Genomic DNA, 19,865 nt, shown 5'->3' on the forward strand with positions numbered 1-19,865 from the left:
CCGCCCCGGGACTCCCTCACATCCTCGCTCTGAGCAGCAGCACCGACCGCGCCCCCACGCTCACCGTCTCCCCGCCCCGGTACACGACTCCCGGCGCCGCCTCCTGCTCCTCCCAGGAGGTGTCGACGACCACCTCGTAGGACTGCGCCCAGGGCGCGCCCGGCAGACGGAAGTCCGTCGGACGGTCCGCCCCGTGCAGGATCGCCAGGAAGCTGTCGTCCGTCACCTCCGCACCCCGGGCGTCACGACCGGGGATGTCACGGCCCGAGAGATAGAGCGCCAGCGTGGACGCCGGGGCGTACCAGTCGCCCTCGGTCATCTCCGTGCCCTTGGACGTGAACCAGGCCAGATCCCGCAGCCCGTCGGCGGCATGGGCCCGGCCCGAGAAGAAGGCGCGCCGGCGCAGCACCGGATGCGCGTGGCGCAGCGCCAGCAGCCGGGTGGTGAGGTCCAGCAGGCTCTTCGGGCCGGGCTCTGCGGCGAGCGACCAGTCCACCCAGCTGACCTCGTTGTCCTGGCAGTACGCGTTGTTGCTGCCGCCCTGCGTACGCCCCATCTCGTCGCCCGCGACCAGCATCGGCACACCCGTGGAGACGAGCAGGGTGGTGAGCAGATTGCGGATCTGGCGCCTGCGCAGCGCGTTGACGAGCGGATCGTCCGTCTCGCCCTCGGCGCCGCAGTTCCAGGCCCGGTTGTCGTTGGTGCCGTCGCGGTTGCCCTCGCCGTTGGCCTCGTTGCGCTTGTGCTCGTACGTCACCAGGTCGCGCAGGGTGAATCCGTCGTGCGCGGTGATGAAGTTGACCGAGGCGTACGGCCGCCGCCCGCCCCAGGCGTACAGATCACTGGAGCCCGACAGCCGGTACCCGAGGTCGCGTACGTCCGGCACCGAGCCGCGCCAGAAGTCGCGCACCGCGTCCCGGTAGCGGTCGTTCCACTCCGTCCACAGGGGCGGGAACGCACCCACCTGATAGCCGCCGCTGCCGACGTCCCATGGCTCGGCGATCAGCTTCACCCGGCGCAGCACCGGGTCCTGGGCGATGACGGCGAGGAAGGGGGAGAGCATGTCGACGTCGTGCATCGACCGGGCGAGCGCCGCCGCCAGGTCGAAACGGAACCCGTCGACGCCCATCTCGGTCACCCAGTAGCGCAGCGAGTCGGTGATGAGCCGCAGCACATGGGGCTGCACCACGTGCAGGGTGTTGCCGCAGCCGGTGTAGTCCGTATAGGCACGCGGGTCCGAATGCAGCCGGTAGTAGCCGCGGTTGTCGATCCCGCGCAGCGACAGCGTCGGGCCGAGCTCGCCCGCCTCCGCCGTGTGGTTGTAGACGACGTCGAGGATGACCTCGATCCCGGCGGCGTGCAGCGCGCGTACCATCCGTTTGAACTCGCCGACCTGCTCGCCCCGCGTCCCGCTGGAGGAGTAGGCGGCATGGGGGGCGAAGTAGCCGATGGAGTTGTAGCCCCAGTAGTTGCGCAGGTCGCGCTTGAGCAGATGGTCCTCGTGGGCGTACTGGTGCACCGGCAGCAGTTCGACGGCGGTGACCCCGAGCCGGACCAGATGGTCGACGGCCGCCGGATGCGCCAGGCCCGCGTAGGTGCCCCGCAGCTCCTCGGGGATGTCCGGGTGGAGCTTGGTGAAGCCCTTCACGTGCAGTTCGTAGATGACCGTGTCGGCCCACGGCGTCTTGGGCCGGCGGTCGTCCGCCCAGTCGTCGTCGTCGTGCACCACGACACCCTTGGGGACGTACGGCGCCGAGTCCCGGTCGTCGCGCACGGTGTCGGCGACATGCTGCTGCGGCCAGTCGCGGACATGCCCGTACACCTCGGGCGGCAGCGCACCCCAGTCGTTCCCCCGGCCCGCGTCCACCGCCCGGGCGTAGGGGTCGAGGAGCAGCTTCGCCGGGTTCCAGCGTGCTCCGGTCCACGGGTCCCAGCGGCCGTGGACCCGGTAGCCGTACCGCCGGCCCGGGTGGATCCCCGGGACGAAGCCGTGCCATATCTCATGGGTCAGCTCGGTCAGCGGCGCGCGGGTCTCGACGCCGTCCTCGTCGAACAGGCACAGTTCCACGGCCTCCGCCCCGCCCGCCCACAGTGCGAAGTTGGTTCCCGCTACCCCGTCCGGCCCCACCCGGAAGCGGGCACCGAGTGGTGTCGGTGCCCCGGGCCACACCGACGGCCCGGGCGCACCGGGCTCCGCCCGGCGGCCGTTGACGCCGGCTGCCCGGAGGGGGACGGGCCCGTCGGCCCGCACCCCCTCCTGCTGCGCTGTCTCCTGCTCGGCTGCGCTCGTCACCTGCCGGCCTCCCGCGGCTCGTCGGGCCACGTCCCCCGGCGGTCACGGAGTCCCGGCCGTGACGCCCCGCGCGTGGTCCTCCCACCTGTTCTTCCCTCGCTGCTGATGTCCCAACATGACCCCCGCCCACGTTTCCCCTGGAGGGGGGCGGTCGTTGGGTGGTCGTGAGACACGTACTGAAGCGGGCCGGGCGAGGCATGGCCATTGCCCTGACATGCGCAGGACTGACGGCCGGGCTCTCCGGCTGCACCGGCGGGGCATTCGACATCAGCAGCAAGCCGCGGTCCCCCGAGGAGGCCATTCGGGTGATTCCCGAGGACGGCGCCAAGGGGGTGGATCCGAAGGGGCCGCTCGAAGTGACACTGCGCAGCGGACGGCTCGAACGGGTCACCGTGACGCAGATCGAGGACGAGGCGCCGACCGAGATCCCCGGCCGGATCTCGGACGACGGTCTGCGGTGGAAGCCGAACGGAGGCGCACGGCTGGGCCTCGCGGCCAAGTACAGCGTGGACGTCCTGGCCCTCGACGGCCACGGCCGCCGCTCGGCCCGGCACACCACGTTCACCACCGAGGTCCCCGACCGCCGTTTCATCGGCTACTTCAAACCGGAGAACCGGGCGACGGTGGGCACCGGCATGATCGTCTCCTTCGACTTCAACAAGGAGATCCGGAACAGGGAGGCCGTGGAACGGGCCATCAGGGTCACCTCCGAGCCCCCCGTCGAGATCGCGGGCCACTGGTTCGGCAAGGACCGGCTCGACTTCCGGCCGCGCGAGTACTGGAAGCCGGGCACGAAGGTCACGATCGATCTGCGGCTGCGCGATGTGCAGGCGGCGCCGCACTCCTACGGCATCCAGCAGAAGAAGGTCTCCTTCACCATCGGCCGCTCCCAGGTCTCCGTCGTCGACGCGCAGGCCAAGACGATGGAGGTACGGCGGGACGACGAGGTCCTGGCGACCGTGCCGATCACCGCGGGGGCGCCCAAGTCCACGACGTACAACGGCAAGATGGTCGTCAGCGAGCTCCACGACGTCACGCGGATGGACGGCAGGACCGTCGGCTACGGCGGGGAGTACGACATCAAGGACGTGCCGCACGCGATGCGGCTGACCGACTCCGGCACCTTCCTGCACGGCAACTACTGGGCCGCGCCGGAGACGTTCGGCTCGACCAACGTCAGCCACGGCTGTGTCGGTCTGCGGGACGTGAAGGGCGGGAGCTCGGACACCCCCGCCGGCTGGTTCTTCGACCGGACGCTGATCGGCGACGTGGTCGAGGTGGTGAACTCGCCCGACAAGCAGGTCGATCCCGGCAACGGGCTCAGTGGCTGGAACCTGGACTGGAAGCGGTGGAAGGAAGGTTCCGCACTGCGCTGACCCCTGCGGCCCGAGCACAGCCCCCACGGCTCGCGCCCCGCGGCCTCGCGCAGCCATCACGGTCTGCACGGCCCGCACCCCTCACGGCCTGCACGCCATCCCCCGAGCCCGGCCAACACGTTGGGACTGAACGGTGACAATCGCGGGAAGATTCAACAACCCGCGGTGTGATTATCTAGCGAAGTGCGTGCGTGAGGTGCGCGGGGGTGCGGGCCGTGGCGGGGCCAGGCCGTGCGAGGGGAGAGACCGTGGTGAACGGGCAGCCGATATCGGGGGCATCGGTCGGTGCCGGGCGGGGGCGTGGAGGCTCCGCGTTGCTGGCTCTTGTCGTCGGGGCACTGCTGGTGCTCGTGACGGCCTGCGGGGGCGGGGGCTCCGGCAAGGGCGACGCCGACAAGGGGAAGAAGGACGGGGGCAAGGTCGGGAACTCCGCCTCCCAGGCGGTCGTGACCATCGCGCCCAAGGACGGCGCCACGTCGGTCGCCACCAGCGGAGCGCTGAAGGTCACCGCGGCCGAGGGCAAGCTGACCACGGTCACCGTGCAGGACGACAAGGGCACCCCGATCGAGGGCAAGGTCGCGGCGGACGGCGCCTCCTGGCAGCCGCTCCAGCACCTGGCCGGCTCCACCAAGTACAAGGTGCACGCCGTGGCCAAGGACTCGGACGGCCGTGAGTCCGCGAAGGACACCACGTTCACCACGCTGGTACCGAAGAACACCTTCATCGGGCAGTACACGCCGGAGGACGGTTCCACGGTCGGCGTCGGCATGCCGGTCTCCATCAACTTCACCCGGGGCATCACCAGCCCGGAGGCCGTCGAGAAGGCCATCAAGGTGACCGCGGAGCCGTCGGTGCCGATCGAGGGTCACTGGTTCGGCAACGACCGGCTCGACTTCCGGCCGGAGAAGTACTGGGCCGCCGGCACCAAGGTGACGGTGAAGCTCAACCTGGACGGCGTCGAGGGACGGCCGGGCGTGTACGGCAAGCAGGTCAAGACGGTGAAGTTCACCATTGGCCGCAGCCAGGTCTCCACGGTGGACGCCAAGTCCCACCGGATGACGGTGGTCCGGGACGGCAAGCAGATCAAGAACGTCGCGATCACCGCGGGCGCGCCGTCCACGACGACGTACAACGGCCAGATGGTCATCAGCGAGAAGTACAAGGTGACCCGGATGAACGGCGCCACCGTCGGCTTCGGCGGTGAGTACGACATCAAGGACGTCCCGAACGCGATGCGCCTGTCGACATCCGGCACCTTCGTCCACGGCAACTACTGGGCCTCGTCGGGCACCTTCGGCTCCGCCAACGTCAGCCACGGCTGCGTCGGTCTGCGCGACGTGCGCGGCGGCTACGACAAGGGCACGCCGGCCGCCTGGTTCTTCAACAACTCGATCATCGGCGACGTCGTGATCGTGAAGAACTCCAAGGACAAGCAGATCGCCCCGGAGAACGGCTTGAACGGCTGGAACATGTCCTGGGCGGACTGGACGAAGTAGCGGCCCTCCCCGGGGAGGCCGGACCTCCTCGACGCCGTGCGGCGGACCCGGTGCTGTGACCGACAGCACCGGGTCCGTTGTCGTTAGCGCCGGTTAACCTGCCTGCATGACGACTGTGAATCTCGAGGTCTCCGAAGGTGTCGGCACGATCCGGCTGGACCGCCCGCCGATGAACGCGCTGGACATCGCCATCCAGAACCGTTTGCGCGAGCTCGCCGAGGAGGCGGGCCGCCGGGACGACGTGCGTGCCGTCGTCCTCTACGGCGGCGAGAAGGTGTTCGCGGCCGGCGCGGACATCAAGGAGATGCAGGTCATGGATCACGCGGCGATGGTCGTGCGGTCCCGTGCGCTCCAGGAGTCGTTCACCGCGGTCGCCCGTATCCCCAAGCCCGTCGTCGCGGCCGTCACCGGCTATGCGCTCGGCGGCGGCTGCGAGCTGGCGCTCTGCGCCGACTTCCGGATCGCGGCGGACAACGCCAAGCTCGGTCAGCCGGAGATCCTGCTGGGGCTGATCCCGGGCGCCGGCGGCACCCAGCGGCTGTCCCGGCTGGTCGGCCCGTCCCGGGCCAAGGACCTCATCTTCACCGGCCGCCAGGTGAAGGCCGAGGAGGCGCTCGCGATCGGGCTCGTCGACCGCGTGGTCCCGGCCGCCGAGGTCTACGAGCAGGCGCACGCCTGGGCCGCGAAGCTCGCCCAGGGACCCGCCCTGGCGCTGCGGGCCGCGAAGGAGTGCGTCGACGCCGGTCTGGAGACGGACATCGAGACGGGCCTCGCGATCGAACGGAACTGGTTCGCAGGCCTGTTCGCGACGGAGGACCGCGAGCGCGGTATGCGCAGTTTTGTGGAGGAAGGCCCGGGCAAGGCCAAGTTCCTCTGAATTCTGGTCAGTTGACACCTTCGAGTGCCCCGTCAACCATGTGTGGGTCTTAACCGGACCTTAAGGCAGACTTAAGCGGCGTACGCCCGCTGCGCTCGGTGATCATTCGCCGACCGTGCGTCAGTGCAGCTCAGGCGGGGTGAATGCACCCGTATGTCGCCGGAGTCATATGCCAGTTGGTCTTTTCGGAATGCCTCGTTCCTGGGGTTCTATTCCGCGGGAACAGCCACGCGGGCCGCCTGTTGCGGCCATGATGGGAGCATGGCGGGCCTCGAAGGTGTGGAACACATGCGGCAGCGCGGCAGTGCCACCGCAGCGCGTTGGATGCCTGTGGCCGAGGGCGAACAGACCCTCGAAGTCATCGAGTTGTTCGGTGACCCCACCGAGGAAGAGGTCCGGCTGCCCTCGCGCCCCGAGTCGGCCGCCACCGCGCGCCGGCTGACCCAGTGCGTGGTGCTGCGCCAGTGGGCGCTCTCCGCCCAGACCGCGGAGCACGCCGTTTTACTGGTCTCGGAGCTCGTGGGGAACGCCGTGCGGCACACCGGCGCACGGGTCTTCGGCCTGCGGATGCTGCGCCGCCGCGGCTGGATCCGGATCGAGGTCCGTGACCCCTCGCGCGGGCTGCCCTGTCTGATGCCCGTCCAGGAGCTGGACACCAGCGGGCGCGGCCTCTTCCTGGTCGACAAGCTCTCCGATCGCTGGGGCGTCGATCTGCTGCCGCGGGGCAAGACCACCTGGTTCGAGATGCGGGTGACGGACCGCCTCTCCTCCTGACGCGGGGCCGCGCCATCGGTGCGGCCCCCTTTTTGCGTGCCGCCACGCAGAAACCCCCGTACGGGCCGGGGTGCGGCGCGTCGGGGGCTTCTGCACGGCGCCGTGGAACGGGGGGGTGTTTCCACGGCGTCCGAAGACGACCTGGCCCGGGTCAATGGGGGTCGTGTTTCCGACTATGGCAGACGGGCGACTCGATGCCAAAAACTCCTACTCCGGCATAATCGGGCAAATATTGACCAAGGAGAAGTGAATCATAGGTGAGGTGGGCCACCCACCTGGTAAATATCGAGTTAATGGGAGCTGGATCAGGTGTTTCGCCGGTTGCCTTGGCCCGGACCTCCCTTGGGTGCGGGCCGGACGGGTGAGCCTTTCTGATGCAATCGTTATCTTTTGTCCGATGAGCACCTACTGTGCCTTTTCGTGACCTTGATCGACCGTCGCGGCGCGCTGCGCGCAGGAGCGGGAGCGGCCGTGGCCGGCGCCCTCGCCACGGGCTGCACCGACGACGGTCCTCCCACGGCGCAGCCGGTGAAGCCCGAGAACCCGGGGGAAGCCCGGAAGCCCGTACCGCCCGCCGCCCCCGCCCCGTCGGCACGCGGCACGCGTCCCGTTCCCGCCGCGCGCCGGTTTCCCGGGCAGCCCGCGCAGATCCGCAACGGTCCCCGCGACCGTGACCGGGTCGCCCTGACCTTCCACGGCCAGGGCGACCCGGCCGTCACCCGGGCCGTGCTCGCCGAGGCCGAGCGGGCAGGGGCCCGGCTCACGGTGCTCGCCGTCGGCAGCTGGCTCGACCAGTACCCGGAGCTGGCCCGGCGGATCCTCGACGGCGGACACGACCTCGGCAACCACACGCAGCGCCATCTGAGCATCTCGGAGATGTCCGAGGCCGACGCCTACGCCGAGATCACCGACTGCGCACAGCGGCTGCGCAGGCTCACCGGATCGATCGGCACCTGGTTCCGCCCCTCCCGGGCCCAGTACGCCACCCCACTGCTCGTCCGGCTCGCGCGCAGGGCCGGCTATCCGCATGTCCTCTCGTACGACGTCGACTCGCTGGACTTCACCTCGCCCGGTGCGACGGCCGTGACCCGCAACGTCGCCGGGCAGATCCGGCCCGGCTCGGTGGTCAGCCTGCACCTGGGCTACCCGGACACGGTCGCCGCCCTCCCCGCCCTGCTCGCCGAACTCGACCGCCGCGGCCTGCACGCGGTCACCACCACGGAGCTGCTGAGCTGATGCACCCGAGACTCCCTGCCACGCGACGGGCCGGCGCGGTCGTCGCCGGCGCCCTCCTCGCCCTCCTCGCCGGCTGCGGCTCGCCCGCCGGCCCGACGCGGGCCGACAGCAGCACCACCGCGCCGCCGCCCCCCGCACCGCCGAGGAAGGCGGTCCCGGCCGCGCTGCCCGGCATGCCGCCGGTGCTGAACCCGAAGGACGTCTACGCCGCGGACCGGCCGGGCATGTTCTCGCCCGCGGTCAAGGGCTTCCCCTCGCGGGTCTACGTCCCCAACACCAACTCCAACACCGTCTCGGTCATCGACCCGAGGACCTACAAGGTCATCGACACGATCCCCGTCGGCAACCAGCCGCAGCACGTCGTCCCGTCCTGGGACCTGAAGACGCTGTGGGTCAACAACAACCGCGGCCACACGCTCACGCCCATCGACCCGGCCACCGGAGCGGCGGGCAAGCCGGTGGAGGTGCACGACCCGTACAACCTCTACTTCACGCCCAACGGCAAGTACGCCGTCGTGATGGCCTCGCTGGACCGTCAGCTCGTCTTCCGCGACCCGCACACCATGGCCCCGCTGAAGACCACGCCCGTCCCCTGCTACGGCGTCAACCACGCCGACTTCTCCGCCGACGGCCGCTACTTCATCGTCTCCTGCGAGTTCTCGGCCGAGCTGCTCAAGGTGGACACGGAGAGGATGGAGGTCATCGGCCGGCAGAAGCTGCCGTTCACCGGCGCGATGCCGCAGGACGTGAAGATCTCCCCGGATGGCAGGACCTTCTACATCGCCGACATGGTGGCGCACGGCGTCTGGGTGCTGGACGGCGAGAAGTTCACCACCCCGGTGCTGCTGCCCACCGGCAAGGGCGCCCACGGTCTCTACATCAGCCGCGACTCCCGGGAGATGTACATCCCCAACCGCGGCGAGGGCTCCGTCTCGGTCTTCGACTTCGCGCGGAACCGGCTGACGAAGAAGTGGCGGCTGCCCGGCGGGGGAAGCCCCGACATGGGCGGTGTCTCGGCGGACGGCAAGGTCTTGTGGCTGTCCGGCCGTTACGACGCCGAGGTGTACGCGATCGACACCACGAGCGGCAAGCAGCTCGCCCGTATCCCCGTCGGCAGCGGGCCGCACGGGCTCGCCGTGTACCCGCAGCCCGGCCGCTACTCGCTCGGACACACCGGCGTCTTCCGCTGACGCCGTCACCCCGGCGCCGCCGCGCCCCGGTCCCGGCACCTCGCCGGGCACCGGGGCGCGCGGGTGTCACCACAGCACGGGCAGCCTCTCCGGCAGCCGCTTGATGAAGCCCGTACGCCACACCAACTGCTCCTCGGGCACGGCGAGCCGCATCCGCGGCAGCCGGGTCACGAGCGCGGTCAGCGCCGTCTCCGCGTGCAGCCGGCCCAGCGCGGAGGCCGGGCAGAAGTGCCGTCCGCCGCCGAAGGAGAGATGCGGGTTGGGCGTGCGCTCCAGATCCAGACGGTCCGGGTCCTCGAAGACCTCCGGGTCGAAGTTGGCCCCTTCCACCAGGACGAGCACCAGCTCTCCCTTGCGGACGAGCACGTCACCGAGCTTCACGTCCTCCAGGGCGAGCCGCGGCAGTCCGTCGCCGATGGAGAGGTTCCACCGCAGCAACTCCTCGACGGCGGGCCCCATCCGCTCCGGATGGTCCCGCAGGTACCCGATCAGCTCCGGCCGCTGCACCAGCGCGACGACGGCGAGCAGCAGAAAGGCGGAGGTGGAGACGGCGCCCGCGCCGAAGAGCGACACGGCGACGGTCGCGAGCATCTCGTCGGTCAGATGCGCCGACTCCTCGTCCTCCCGCAGCGCCGCCAGCCGGCCGAGCAGACCGGTGCGTTCCGCCTCCGGCACATTGAGCCGCTCGACCATGTAGTCGAGGTCCTTGTACCAGTTCAGTCCGGCCCCGTCGAAGGGCCGGGCGCTGGTCATGAACGCGATGTCGAGCCCGGACATCAGCCGTCGCCAGTCGCGGAACGGGACCCCGATCACCTTGCAGTGCAGCGCCGCCGAGAACGGGTCGGCGAAGGCGGCCCGCAGATCGACCGGCGGCCCCTCGGCGAGCAGCCCCTCGATCAGCTCGTCGGCCCGGGTGCGCAGCCAGCCGCGCAGTCCGTCGTCCGCACGCGGGTTGAGCGAACGCATCACCGCGCCGCGCAGCCCGGCGCTGTTGATGTTCCCCATGTTGTTGACGACTTCGGGCGGGATGGTGAGGGCGTACTGCCGCGGGGCGTCCGCGCAGGCCGTCTCCTTCAGACCGAAGCGGTCGTCCTCCAGGACCTGGCGGGCCAGGGCATGGCTGCTCACCAGCCAGGCTTGATCGCCGGTGAGGGTCCGCACCCGGGCCACGGGCGCCTTCTCGCGCAGTGCGGCGCACTCCGCGGGAAGCACGTCGCCCCGCCGGGAGAGCGGGAAGTCAAGCTGCAGCTGTCCGGTGTCCATCGTCCGCGCTCCTTCCGGGTCCGTCCGGCCGTACGACGGCGTAGCCCTGGTTGCGGGCGGCCCGCAGTCCGCCGCCCTTGCCGAAGAGCAGCTCGGTGAGCGGCATCAGCGCGTGGTAGCAGGAGACGGAGGAGGGGACGGCGAGGATCCCCGGGGTGTCGAGGAAGAAGGGGAGCTCGGCGGCGATGTAGTCCAGGCACGCGGAGCGCTGCTCGGGTGTGACGGCCCCGCCCTCGCCGATCCTGGGGGCCAGGAACTGCCGCACCATGCGGTCGCAGCTCTTGCGGAACTCCTCGTCGGTGGCGAGGAAGTGGCGCACCCGACGGTGCAGCAGCGCGTACACCGGATCGCCGGCGAACTCGGAGAGCGCCCGCACGCCGATCCGCCGCCCCGGTGGGCCCGCGGCCTCCACGCCGCCCAGGATCCGCCGGCGTACCGCCTTGAGTTCCTTGGACGCGCGCCGGACGGCCTGCTCGGGGGCGTGGCCGAGGGCGGCGAAGACGGAGGCCACATGCAGATCGGCGTAGACGAAGTCCACCGCGGTGAAGCGTGGCGCGGCCCAGCGGGCGAGCTCGGTGATGCGCCGGGCGGAGAAGTAGCTGTTGCCGGGGGAGACCCCGATCAGGACATGGTCGCCCTCGTCCACCAGGAGACGGCAGTTGGGGGTGAAGGGGCGGACCGTGAAGGAGTCGGTTGTGATCGTCACTGATGACATCACCCTTGCGCCGCTTGTCCCTGGGAGCCCTGTGCTCCTGGTGTGGCGGCGACGCCATGAAGTTAGCCGCCGACGGCGGAGAGTGACGAAGGGGGCCGCGGGTTTGGCGGAATCCGCTCCGGGTGGGACCGAAAAACATCTTCCGCTCTGCGGAATATGATGTGATGCCCTGTCAGTTGGCGGTCAGCAGCGCCTCGGAGCCGACCGGACGGAAGCCGGCCGTCTGGAACGTCCGCACGCTGCGGGCGTTGCCCGGCGACTGCTGCGACCACACCACCGAGTCCGGCACCAGATGGCGGGCGGCTCGCGCCAGCGCGACGCCCAGACCCCGCCCGCGGACCTCCTCGTCCACCTCGACGGCGCACTCCCAGCGGCCGGCGACTCCCCGGCCGAGCACCAGCACCCCGCCGTCCGCGGCCCACACCCGTACGCCGTCCCGGACCTTCAGGGCCCGCGCCACCCGCGGGTGGTCCGGATCCTCGATCTCCCGCAAGGGGATGTCCGGTCCGCCCGGCAGCGCGCCCGCCACCGTGACCAGGTCGATCGTGTTCGTGGAGCGGCCCGTCCGGGCCATCAGGGCGGCCAGGAACGACGGGTTCATCGCGGCCGCCAGCCGGTCGGCGTCGGTGGCCGCCAACTCGGCCCGCACCCATGCCGGATCCTCGTCCGTGAAGATCACCGAGTGCGCGGTGAACGCCATCACCCCGGCGTCCCGCGCGCTCGGCTGCCGTATCACCCGGGTCGCTCCGTCCGGCGGCGGGAAGTCCCCGCGCGCGGCCGCCGCCAGTATCCGTGCCAGCTCGTCGCTCATCCGTCCATGGTCGGGGACGGCCGCCGGAACCGGTGAGGCGCCCTGCGGATAATCTGACCCCCGTCAGTAATGCACCAAGAAGGGGTGGACCCGTGGCGGACATCGAGGAAGCACGCAAGGCGTTCGATCGCTACGACGCGGACGGCGACGGCTTCATCACCGCGGCCGAGTACAAGTCGGCCATGGCACAGATGGGTGACTGGAACGTCACCGAGTCGGTGGCCGAGGCCGTGATCGCCGCGCAGGACACCGACAAGGACAAGCTCCTGTCGTTCGACGAGTTCTGGGCCCACCTGAACAAGGCCTGACGCAGCGGACACACGCGCGGCCCCCGGCGGAGCGCCGGGGGCCGTACTGTGGTGCCGCGGTCGCGGCTCTCAGCACTCGATAATGTTCACCGCGAGTCCGCCGCGCGCGGTCTCCTTGTACTTCACCGACATGTCCGCGCCGGTCTCCTTCATGGTCTTGATGACCTTGTCGAGGGACACCTTGTGGCTGCCGTCGCCGCGCATCGCCATCTTGGCCGCCGTCACGGCCTTCACCGCGGCCATGCCGTTGCGCTCGATGCAGGGGATCTGCACCAGTCCGCCGACCGGGTCGCAGGTCAGACCGAGGTTGTGCTCCATGCCGATCTCCGCGGCGTTCTCGACCTGCTCGGGGCTGCCGCCGAGCACCTCCGCGAGCGCGCCCGCGGCCATCGAGCAGGCGGAGCCGACCTCGCCCTGGCAGCCGACCTCGGCGCCGGAGATGGAGGCGTTCTCCTTGAACAGCATGCCGATCGCGCCGGCGGAGAGCATGAAGCGGACGATGCCCTCCTCGTCCGCGCCGGGCACGAAGTTCATGTAGTAGTGCAGCACGGCGGGGATGATGCCCGCGGCGCCGTTGGTGGGCGCGGTGACGACCCGGCCGCCCGCCGCGTTCTCCTCGTTCACGGCCATCGCGTACAGCGTGATCCACTCCATCGCGCGGGCCAGCGGGTCGCCCTCGGCCCGCAGCTGGCGGGCGGAGTTGGCGGCGCGGCGGCGGACCTTGAGGCCGCCCGGCAGGATGCCCTCGCGGGACATGCCGCGCGAGACGCAGGCCTGCATCACCCGCCAGATCTCCAGCAGACCCTCGCGGATCTCCTCCTCGGTGCGCCAGGCCTTCTCGTTCTCCAGCATCAGGGCGGAGATGGACAGGCCGGTCTCCTGGGTGAGGCGCAGCAGCTCGTCGCCGGTGCGGAAGGGGTACTTCAGCACGGTGTCGTCGAGCTTGATCCGGTCCTCGCCGACGGCGTCCTCGTCCACGACGAAGCCGCCGCCCACGGAGTAGTACGTCTTCTCCAGCAGGCTCGCGCCCTCGCTGTCGTAGGCGAAGACCGTCATGCCGTTGGCGTGGTACGGCAGCGTCTTGCGGCGGTGCAGCACCAGGTGCTCGTCGAAGTCGAAGTCGATCTCGTGCACACCGAGCAGCCGCAGCCGGCTCTCGGTGCGGATGCGCTCCACCTCGCCGTCCGCCGACTCGACGTCGACGGTGCGGGGCGAGTGCCCCTCCAGACCCAGCAGGACGGCCTTGGGGGTGCCGTGGCCGTGGCCGGTGGCGCCGAGCGAGCCGAACAGCTCCGCCCGTACGGTGGCGGTCCGGTCCAGCACGCCCTCGTTCTTCAGACGGTGGGCGAACATACGGGCCGCGCGCATCGGGCCGACCGTGTGGGAGCTGGACGGGCCGATGCCGATCGAGAACAGGTCGAAGACCGAGATGGCCACGGGGTGACTCCTAGAACGTTGGTAGACGCCGTTGTCTGCCGGGGTGGTGCGAGCAGGCGCGGAACAAGGCGGAACAAGGGGGAGGGCACCGCGCTCACAGCCCAGTGTGCGCGGTGCCCCGAGGTTTCCTGTCGAAAAGAGTACGAAATTACTTCAGACCGGGGTACAGCGGGTGCTTCGCGGCGAGCTCGGACACCCGGGCGCGCAGGGCGTCGCTGTCGTACGACGGCTTCAGCGCCTCGGCGATGATGTCCGCCACCTCGCGGAAGTCCTCGTCCTGGAAGCCGCGGGTGGCCAGCGCCGGGGTGCCGATCCGCAGGCCCGAGGTCACCATGGGCGGCCGCGGGTCGTTCGGGATCGCGTTGCGGTTGACCGTGATGCCCAGCTCGTGGAGCCGGTCCTCGGCCTGCTGGCCGTCGAGCTCGGAGTTGCGCAGGTCCACCAGGACCAGGTGCACGTCCGTGCCACCGGACAGGACCGAGACGCCGTGCTCGGTCACATCGGCCTGGACGAGACGCTCGGCCAGGATGCGGGCGCCGTCCAGGGTGCGCTGCTGGCGCTCCTTGAACTCCTCACCGGCCGCGACCTTGAAGGAGACCGCCTTCGCCGCGATGACGTGCTCCAGCGGGCCGCCCTGCTGGCCGGGGAAGACCGCGGAGTTGATCTTCTTGGCGAGCTCCTGCGTCGACAGGATCACACCGCCGCGGGGGCCGCCGAGCGTCTTGTGCGTGGTGGTGGTGACCACATGGGCGTGCGGCACCGGGTTGGGGTGCAGCCCGGCGGCGACAAGGCCCGCGAAGTGCGCCATGTCGACCATCAGGTAGGCGCCGACCTCGTCCGCGATCCGGCGGAAGGCGGCGAAGTCCAGCTGACGCGGGTACGCGGACCAGCCGGCCACGATCAGCTGCGGCTTGGACTCCTTGGCGAGCTTCTCGACCTCGGCCATGTCGACCTGGCCGGTGGCGTCGACGTGGTACGGGACCACGTTGTAGAGCTTGCCGGAGAAGTTGATCTTCATGCCGTGCGTCAGGTGCCCGCCGTGCGCGAGGTTCAGACCCATGATCGTGTCGCCCGGCTTCAGCAGCGCGAACATCGCGGCCGCGTTCGCCTGGGCGCCCGAGTGGGGCTGGACGTTGGCGTGCTCGGCGCCGAAGAGCGCCTTGATGCGGTCGATGGCGATCTGCTCGACCACGTCGACGTGCTCACAGCCGCCGTAGTAGCGGCGGCCGGGGTAGCCCTCGGCGTACTTGTTGGTGAGGACCGAGCCCTGGGCCTCCATGACCGCGACCGGAGCGAAGTTCTCCGAGGCGATCATCTCGAGGGTGGACTGCTGACGGTGGAGCTCGGCGTCGACAGCAGCGGCGACGTCCGGGTCCAGTTCGTGAAGAGGGGTGTTCAGAATCGACATCGCGGAATCACAGTCCCTGTCGTGAGGGTGGTCAGTTGCCGGAGAACTCGGTGTACTCGTCCGCGGAGAGCAGATCCTTCGGCTCCTCCGAGACGCGCACCTTGAAGAGCCAGCCGCCCTCGAAGGGGGCCGTGTTCACCAGCGACGGGTCGTTGACGACGTCCTCGTTGGTCTCCGTGACCTCACCGCTGACCGGGGAGTACAGGTCGCTGACGGACTTGGTCGACTCCAGCTCACCGCAGGTCTCGCCCGCGGTCACCGTGTCGCCGACGTCCGGGAGCTGTACGTACACCACGTCGCCGAGCGCGTTGGCCGCGTGCTCCGTGATGCCGACCGCCGACACGCCGTTCTCGGCGGCCGTCAGCCACTCGTGCTCCTTGCTGTAGCGCAGCTGCTGGGGGTTGCTCATGGCCTGAATTCTCCTGTACGCGGGGGAGTGCTGGGAAACGAGGGGGGAGTGCGGACGATCACTTCTGGCGCTTGTAGAACGGCAGCGCGACGACCTCGTACGGCTCATGGGTACCGCGGATGTCGACCCCGACACCCTCCGTGCCCGGCGCGGCGTGGGCCGCGTCCACGTAGGCCATCGCGATCGGCTTGCCGAGCGTGGGGCTCGGGGCGCCCGAGGTGACCTCGCCGACGACCTGGCCGCCGGCGACCACGGACATCCCGGCGCGCGGCACCCGGCGGCCCTCGGCGATCAGGCCGACGAGCTTGCGCGGCGGCGCGGTCTCGGCCCGCTCGGCGGCGGCCTGAAGCGCCTGACGGCCGACGAAGTCGCCGTCCTTCTCGAACTTCACGACCCGGCCGAGGCCGGCGTCGAAGGGGGTGAGCGCCGTGGTCAGCTCGTGCCCGTACAGCGGCATGCCCGCCTCCAGGCGCAGCGTGTCGCGGCAGGAGAGCCCGCACGGGATCAGTCCGGCCGGGGCGCCCGCCTCGGTCAGCGCCTGCCACAGCTTCTCCGCGTACTGCGGCTGGACGAAGAGCTCGAAGCCGTCCTCGCCGGTGTAGCCGGTACGGGCGATCAGCGCCGGGACGCCGGCGACGGTGCCGGGCAGGCCCGCGTAGTACTTCAGCCCGTCGAGGTCGGCGTCGGTGAGCGACTGCAGGATGCCGGGCGACTCGGGGCCCTGGACCGCGATCAGCGCGTACGCGTCGCGGTCGTCACGGACCTCGGCGTCGAAGCCCGCGGCGCGCTCGGTCAGCGCGTCCAGCACGATCTGGGCGTTGCCCGCGTTGGCGACGACCATGTACTCGGTGTCGGCGAGGCGGTAGACGATCAGGTCGTCGACGATGCCGCCGTCCTCCTGGCAGATCATCGTGTAGCGGGCACGGCCGGTGCCCACGGTGCCGATGTTGCCGACGAGCGCGTAGTTCAGCAGGTCCACGGCCTGCGGGCCGGTGACGGTGATCTCGCCCATGTGGGAGAGGTCGAAGAGACCGGCGCGGGTGCGGACCGCGGTGTGCTCGTCGCGCTCACTGGCGTACCGCAGGGGCATGTCCCAGCCCGCGAAGTCGGTCATGGTCGCGCCCAGCGAGCGATGCAGGGCATCGAGGGCGGTGAGACGGGGGGAACTGGTCATGGATGTGACTCCCAGGGCATGGCCGGCGAGGACAATCCTCCCCATCTGTCATCGGAACCTGAGAGGTTCGTCCCGACCACGCGTACTGGTGGTCGTGACTTGCACCTTGGGTGGAGCCACTCGAACGCGGCTCGCTTTTCAGATCTGCCTCATCACACGCGGTACGGGGCCTGAGAGATTCAAGGGAGGGACTTGCTCCTTCGGCGCCCGGCGCACACAGTGGCCAGGACTCTCCCGCGTGGATTCAAGCGGCCGGTATGCAGTTGGCGGGCACATCATTGCACGCATCGCGCCGAACGGCTTCCCCCCAGGCCGGAGGCCACGGGGACGGAGCGGACGGCTCCGAAGCTTTCTGCGGACGGCGCGGCGCTCCTCAGCGGCAAATCGACCTCGTCGCATTACCATTTCTTTACGCTCCATGGGCAAGTGTGTGGGGTGACCCGACAGGGGGAGGGTGATGACTTTGCAGCAGTCCGGTGCATATGCGACCGCCGCGGGAGTGCCTGCGCCGCCGCAGGTACCCGCCCGAGAGGTCGGCGACGCCCTGAGGGCGGCGCCCGTGCTGCGTGACCTGCGGGACCGCGCGGGCCGCAGCCCGCACAGCCTGCGGTTCGCCGCGGGCGACGTCGTGGTGGTGTCGGGCCTGCCCGGCAGCGGGAAGTCCACACTGATCAGGCGCGCGGCGAGCGGCCGGCGGATCGACTCCCAGGACACGCGGGACCGGTGGGACGCGAGGATGCCGAGGCTCCTCCCGTACGCCGTCTACCGGCCCTTCGTCCGCCTCGCCCACTACGCGGGCCTGCGCCGGGCCCTGCGCTCCGGCGAGAGCGTGGTCGTGCACGACTGCGGCACCCAGACCTGGGTGCGGCGCTGGCTGGGCCGGGAGGCGCGGCGCCGCGGCAGCGCGCTCCACCTCGTCCTCCTCGACGTCTCCCCGGGCATCGCCCGGCAGGGACAGCGCGCGCGGGGCCGCGGGGTGTCCGGCTACGCCTTCGCCCGGCACCAGCGGGCCGTGGGCCGGCTGATCGGCGACGCGGAGGCCGGGAAGCTGCCCGTCGGCTGCGCCTCGGCGGTGCTGCTCGACCGGGACGCGGCGACCGTGCTGTCACGGGTCGGTTTCGGCGAGGAGTGATCGCCCGGCCCCGTCCCCGGCCCGGCCGGTGCGCGCACTAGGGTCGGGGGAAGCACAGAGGAGAGCCGGGGGAGAGACCAGCACATGACCATTCCGGGACAGGCGCATCCGCATCCGTCCGGCGGCTGGCCGGCGAACGAGCTCGAAGAGGTGCTCGGCGCCTCGCTCGGCAACCCGGCCGCCGGGGGCCGGCTCGTGGAGGTCCTCGGCCGCAGCTTCCTCTGGGTGCCGCTGCCCAACGGCGGCGGCCCGGACAGTCCGAACCTCGATCTGCCCACCACCGAGATCGACGGGCAGGCGTATGTGCCGGTCTTCAGCTCCGAGCACCAGTTCCTGACCTGTGTGGGCAGCCATATGCCCTTCACCGTGGCGCCCGCGCGCGAGTTCGCCCGCGGGCTGCCCCCGCAGCTCGGCATCGCCGTCAACCCGGGCGGTGTCGTCGGCACCCCGCTGCCGCCGTCCGCCGTGGCCGAACTCTGCCGGGCCGGACGGCACGAACCGGGCGGGCCGCAGGCCGGGGCGAGCGGCGGGCGGGTACGGCTGTTCGAGCCGGACTGGCAGGAGGAGCCCGTCGACTTCCTGGCCGCCGCGGCCGGGGAGTTCCAGGAGTCCGGAGTCGTCGTCACCGCCCGGCGGGCGCTCGCGTCCATCGAGGGCGATCCGCCCACGCTGTTCATCGGTGTGCAGCTGTCCGACTGGGACGCGGTCGGCAGCAACGCGCCCATGGACGCCCTCGGTCGGGCGCTCGGCAGGGTCCAGGTCGGCTGGCCGGTCAGCCTCGTCCTGCTGGACGTCGCCCAGGACCCCGTCGCCGACTGGATGCTGGCGCGGGTGCGGCCGTTCTACCAACGAGAGCACGTGTAGTCGTCAAGTCGGTGTCGAAACGGCCGATTAAGCTGGTTTCATGGCCTGCTGAATCGTGATGCGAAGAGGGGCGGAACCCAGAGTGAGTGCGTCAGGCACCGCGGCGGCCGGGCAGGTCGAGCACATGCTGCGCCAGGTGACTCCCGGACGCTACGACGCGTACGAGGCGCTGCTGAAGGCCTTGGCGGACCCGGCGAGCGGCCAGGTCTGGATGCTGCTCTGGCACGGCCGTGCGGGCTCGCCCGACGCCCAGTACGGGAACATGGAGGTCGACGGCGTCGGCTACGCCCCCTGCGTCACCTCCGCCCAGGAGCTCGCCGTCTCCGGCTGGAACCGCGCGCACGAGGTCGTCGGCGGCCTCGACATCGCCCGCGCCCTCTACCCCGACCGCTGGGGGATCTGGCTCAATCCGCACGCCCCCGGCGGCGGTGTGGGCATCCCCTGGCCCGATCTCCGCAGGATCGCCACGGGCCTCGACCGGATGCCCGCGGGACCGCTGCGGCTGTCCGAGCCGGCCATCGAGATCCCGCAGTTCTACGCCCTGCTCTCGCAGAACGCCCACCGCACCCCGGCCGTCCGCTCGTTGCGCCGCGCCTGGGTGCAGCCCGCGCTCGGCGCCCCGTATCTGGCGATCGGTCTCGATCTGTACGACACGGGGCGGCAGTCGGTGGACGCGGTCCGCACGATGATGCAGCAGTCGATCGCGGCCGTCCCGGAGGGGCTGCCGGTGTCCACCGTCGCGATGTCCGACGAGTACGACCCCGTCACGATGTGGCTGCGGGCCAACTCCCGGCCGTTCTACGACCGTGATGCGCACGGCGCCCCGCAGGGCGGCGGTTACGGCTATCCGCCGCCCCACGGCCACTGAACCGACCGGCCCCGGCCGTTTTTCCACCACGCTGCTCCCGAGGGCGAATTCGTCCTCTTTCCATGCCCCGCGCGGATGTTCTGGTCGGATTGTGTGTGCGCAACCCGTGAAGCACCTTGTATTCGAATGAGCCGCCTCTGCGTGACGGGCGGTGCATCGGTGAACTTCCGTCCCATATGGGCTGTTTGGCGTTCCGCTCAGTCGGCGGTCCCGTCCGTATAACGGAAACCTGCT

At 70.6% G+C, this 19,865-nt stretch carries 18 protein-coding genes and 1 riboswitch; of the genes, 10 read left to right on the forward strand and 8 right to left on the reverse strand.

What is annotated here, in order from left to right; genetic code table 11:
- Positions 1 to 16 precede the first annotated feature (16 nt).
- Positions 17 to 2,293, reverse strand: a complete 2,277-nt coding sequence (gene glgX, locus ACFWU3_RS23870; protein WP_384441095.1) for a glycogen debranching protein GlgX — start codon at positions 2,291 to 2,293, stop codon at positions 17 to 19.
- Positions 2,294 to 2,457: 164 nt separating this feature from the next.
- Here glgX and ACFWU3_RS23875 point away from each other — a divergent pair, with 164 nt between their 5' ends.
- The 6 genes from ACFWU3_RS23875 to ACFWU3_RS23900 all read left to right on the forward strand — a co-directional run bounded on the left by ACFWU3_RS23875 (position 2,458) and on the right by ACFWU3_RS23900 (position 9,242).
- The gene (locus ACFWU3_RS23875; RefSeq protein ID WP_384441097.1) at positions 2,458 to 3,669 is read left to right on the forward strand and encodes an Ig-like domain-containing protein; all 1,212 of its coding nucleotides are present in this window, start codon (positions 2,458 to 2,460) and stop codon (positions 3,667 to 3,669) included.
- A 251-nt stretch (positions 3,670 to 3,920) separates the two neighbouring features.
- Positions 3,921 to 5,165, forward strand: coding sequence for an Ig-like domain-containing protein (locus tag ACFWU3_RS23880; RefSeq protein WP_384441211.1), 1,245 nt, complete (start codon positions 3,921 to 3,923; stop codon positions 5,163 to 5,165).
- Between the two features lie 106 nt (positions 5,166 to 5,271).
- On the forward strand, positions 5,272 to 6,042 hold the full coding sequence (locus tag ACFWU3_RS23885) for an enoyl-CoA hydratase-related protein (RefSeq protein ID WP_313943973.1): 771 nt from the start codon (positions 5,272 to 5,274) through the stop codon (positions 6,040 to 6,042).
- Positions 6,043 to 6,303: 261 nt separating this feature from the next.
- Entirely contained in the window at positions 6,304 to 6,816 is a 513-nt protein-coding gene (locus ACFWU3_RS23890; RefSeq protein ID WP_384441102.1) for an ATP-binding protein, read from the forward strand.
- A 420-nt stretch (positions 6,817 to 7,236) separates the two neighbouring features.
- Positions 7,237 to 8,052 carry a polysaccharide deacetylase family protein gene (locus ACFWU3_RS23895; RefSeq protein WP_384441106.1) on the forward strand — a complete coding sequence of 272 codons (816 nt, stop codon included), beginning with the start codon at positions 7,237 to 7,239 and terminating at the stop codon, positions 8,050 to 8,052.
- Positions 8,052 to 9,242 (forward strand): YncE family protein, encoded by a 1,191-nt coding sequence (locus ACFWU3_RS23900; RefSeq protein ID WP_384441109.1) that lies wholly within the window; start codon positions 8,052 to 8,054, stop codon positions 9,240 to 9,242. Before ACFWU3_RS23895 ends, ACFWU3_RS23900 begins: the two co-directional genes overlap by 1 nt.
- A 66-nt stretch (positions 9,243 to 9,308) precedes the next feature.
- On the opposite strand, the gene ACFWU3_RS23905 is transcribed toward ACFWU3_RS23900, so the two are convergent.
- The 3 genes from ACFWU3_RS23905 to ACFWU3_RS23915 form a co-directional block, all read right to left on the reverse strand.
- Positions 9,309 to 10,505, reverse strand: a complete 1,197-nt coding sequence (locus tag ACFWU3_RS23905) for a cytochrome P450 (RefSeq protein WP_384441112.1) — start codon at positions 10,503 to 10,505, stop codon at positions 9,309 to 9,311.
- On the reverse strand, positions 10,480 to 11,211 hold the full coding sequence (locus tag ACFWU3_RS23910) for a tRNA-dependent cyclodipeptide synthase (RefSeq protein WP_384441115.1): 732 nt from the start codon (positions 11,209 to 11,211) through the stop codon (positions 10,480 to 10,482). Before ACFWU3_RS23910 ends, ACFWU3_RS23905 begins: the two co-directional genes overlap by 26 nt.
- Before the next feature lie 181 nt (positions 11,212 to 11,392).
- Positions 11,393 to 12,031, reverse strand: coding sequence for a GNAT family N-acetyltransferase (locus tag ACFWU3_RS23915; protein ID WP_384441118.1), 639 nt, complete (start codon positions 12,029 to 12,031; stop codon positions 11,393 to 11,395).
- 92 nt (positions 12,032 to 12,123) lie between these two features.
- On the opposite strand from ACFWU3_RS23915, the gene ACFWU3_RS23920 reads away from it, so the two are divergent.
- Positions 12,124 to 12,339: an EF-hand domain-containing protein gene (locus tag ACFWU3_RS23920; protein WP_384441121.1), complete on the forward strand. Its 216-nt coding sequence runs from the start codon at positions 12,124 to 12,126 to the stop codon at positions 12,337 to 12,339.
- A gap of 69 nt (positions 12,340 to 12,408) precedes the next feature.
- Here ACFWU3_RS23920 and ACFWU3_RS23925 read toward each other — a convergent pair whose 3' ends face one another.
- The 4 genes from ACFWU3_RS23925 to gcvT all read right to left on the reverse strand — a co-directional run bounded on the left by ACFWU3_RS23925 (position 12,409) and on the right by gcvT (position 16,767).
- Entirely contained in the window at positions 12,409 to 13,776 is a 1,368-nt protein-coding gene (locus ACFWU3_RS23925; protein ID WP_384441124.1) for an L-serine ammonia-lyase, read from the reverse strand.
- Positions 13,777 to 13,924: 148 nt separating this feature from the next.
- Positions 13,925 to 15,184 (reverse strand): serine hydroxymethyltransferase, encoded by a 1,260-nt coding sequence (glyA, locus tag ACFWU3_RS23930; protein WP_384441127.1) that lies wholly within the window; start codon positions 15,182 to 15,184, stop codon positions 13,925 to 13,927.
- 31 nt (positions 15,185 to 15,215) lie between these two features.
- Positions 15,216 to 15,593 carry a glycine cleavage system protein GcvH gene (gene gcvH, locus ACFWU3_RS23935; RefSeq protein WP_313943963.1) on the reverse strand — a complete coding sequence of 126 codons (378 nt, stop codon included), beginning with the start codon at positions 15,591 to 15,593 and terminating at the stop codon, positions 15,216 to 15,218.
- 58 nt (positions 15,594 to 15,651) lie between these two features.
- Positions 15,652 to 16,767 (reverse strand): glycine cleavage system aminomethyltransferase GcvT, encoded by a 1,116-nt coding sequence (gene gcvT / locus ACFWU3_RS23940; RefSeq protein ID WP_384441130.1) that lies wholly within the window; start codon positions 16,765 to 16,767, stop codon positions 15,652 to 15,654.
- A 149-nt stretch (positions 16,768 to 16,916) separates the two neighbouring features.
- Positions 16,917 to 17,014, reverse strand: a riboswitch (glycine riboswitch).
- A gap of 210 nt (positions 17,015 to 17,224) precedes the next feature.
- Here gcvT and ACFWU3_RS23945 point away from each other — a divergent pair.
- The 3 genes from ACFWU3_RS23945 to ACFWU3_RS23955 all read left to right on the forward strand — a co-directional run bounded on the left by ACFWU3_RS23945 (position 17,225) and on the right by ACFWU3_RS23955 (position 19,631).
- Positions 17,225 to 17,899: an AAA family ATPase gene (locus tag ACFWU3_RS23945; protein ID WP_384441133.1), complete on the forward strand. Its 675-nt coding sequence runs from the start codon at positions 17,225 to 17,227 to the stop codon at positions 17,897 to 17,899.
- An 84-nt stretch (positions 17,900 to 17,983) separates the two neighbouring features.
- The gene (locus tag ACFWU3_RS23950) at positions 17,984 to 18,763 is read left to right on the forward strand and encodes an enhanced serine sensitivity protein SseB (protein ID WP_384441136.1); all 780 of its coding nucleotides are present in this window, start codon (positions 17,984 to 17,986) and stop codon (positions 18,761 to 18,763) included.
- Positions 18,764 to 18,845: 82 nt separating this feature from the next.
- Positions 18,846 to 19,631, forward strand: a complete 786-nt coding sequence (locus ACFWU3_RS23955; protein WP_384441139.1) for an enhanced serine sensitivity protein SseB C-terminal domain-containing protein — start codon at positions 18,846 to 18,848, stop codon at positions 19,629 to 19,631.
- Positions 19,632 to 19,865: the final 234 nt, after the last annotated feature.

This window comes from Streptomyces sp. NPDC058685, from assembly GCF_042714725.1.
Taxonomy (GTDB): Bacteria; Actinomycetota; Actinomycetes; order Streptomycetales; family Streptomycetaceae; genus Streptomyces.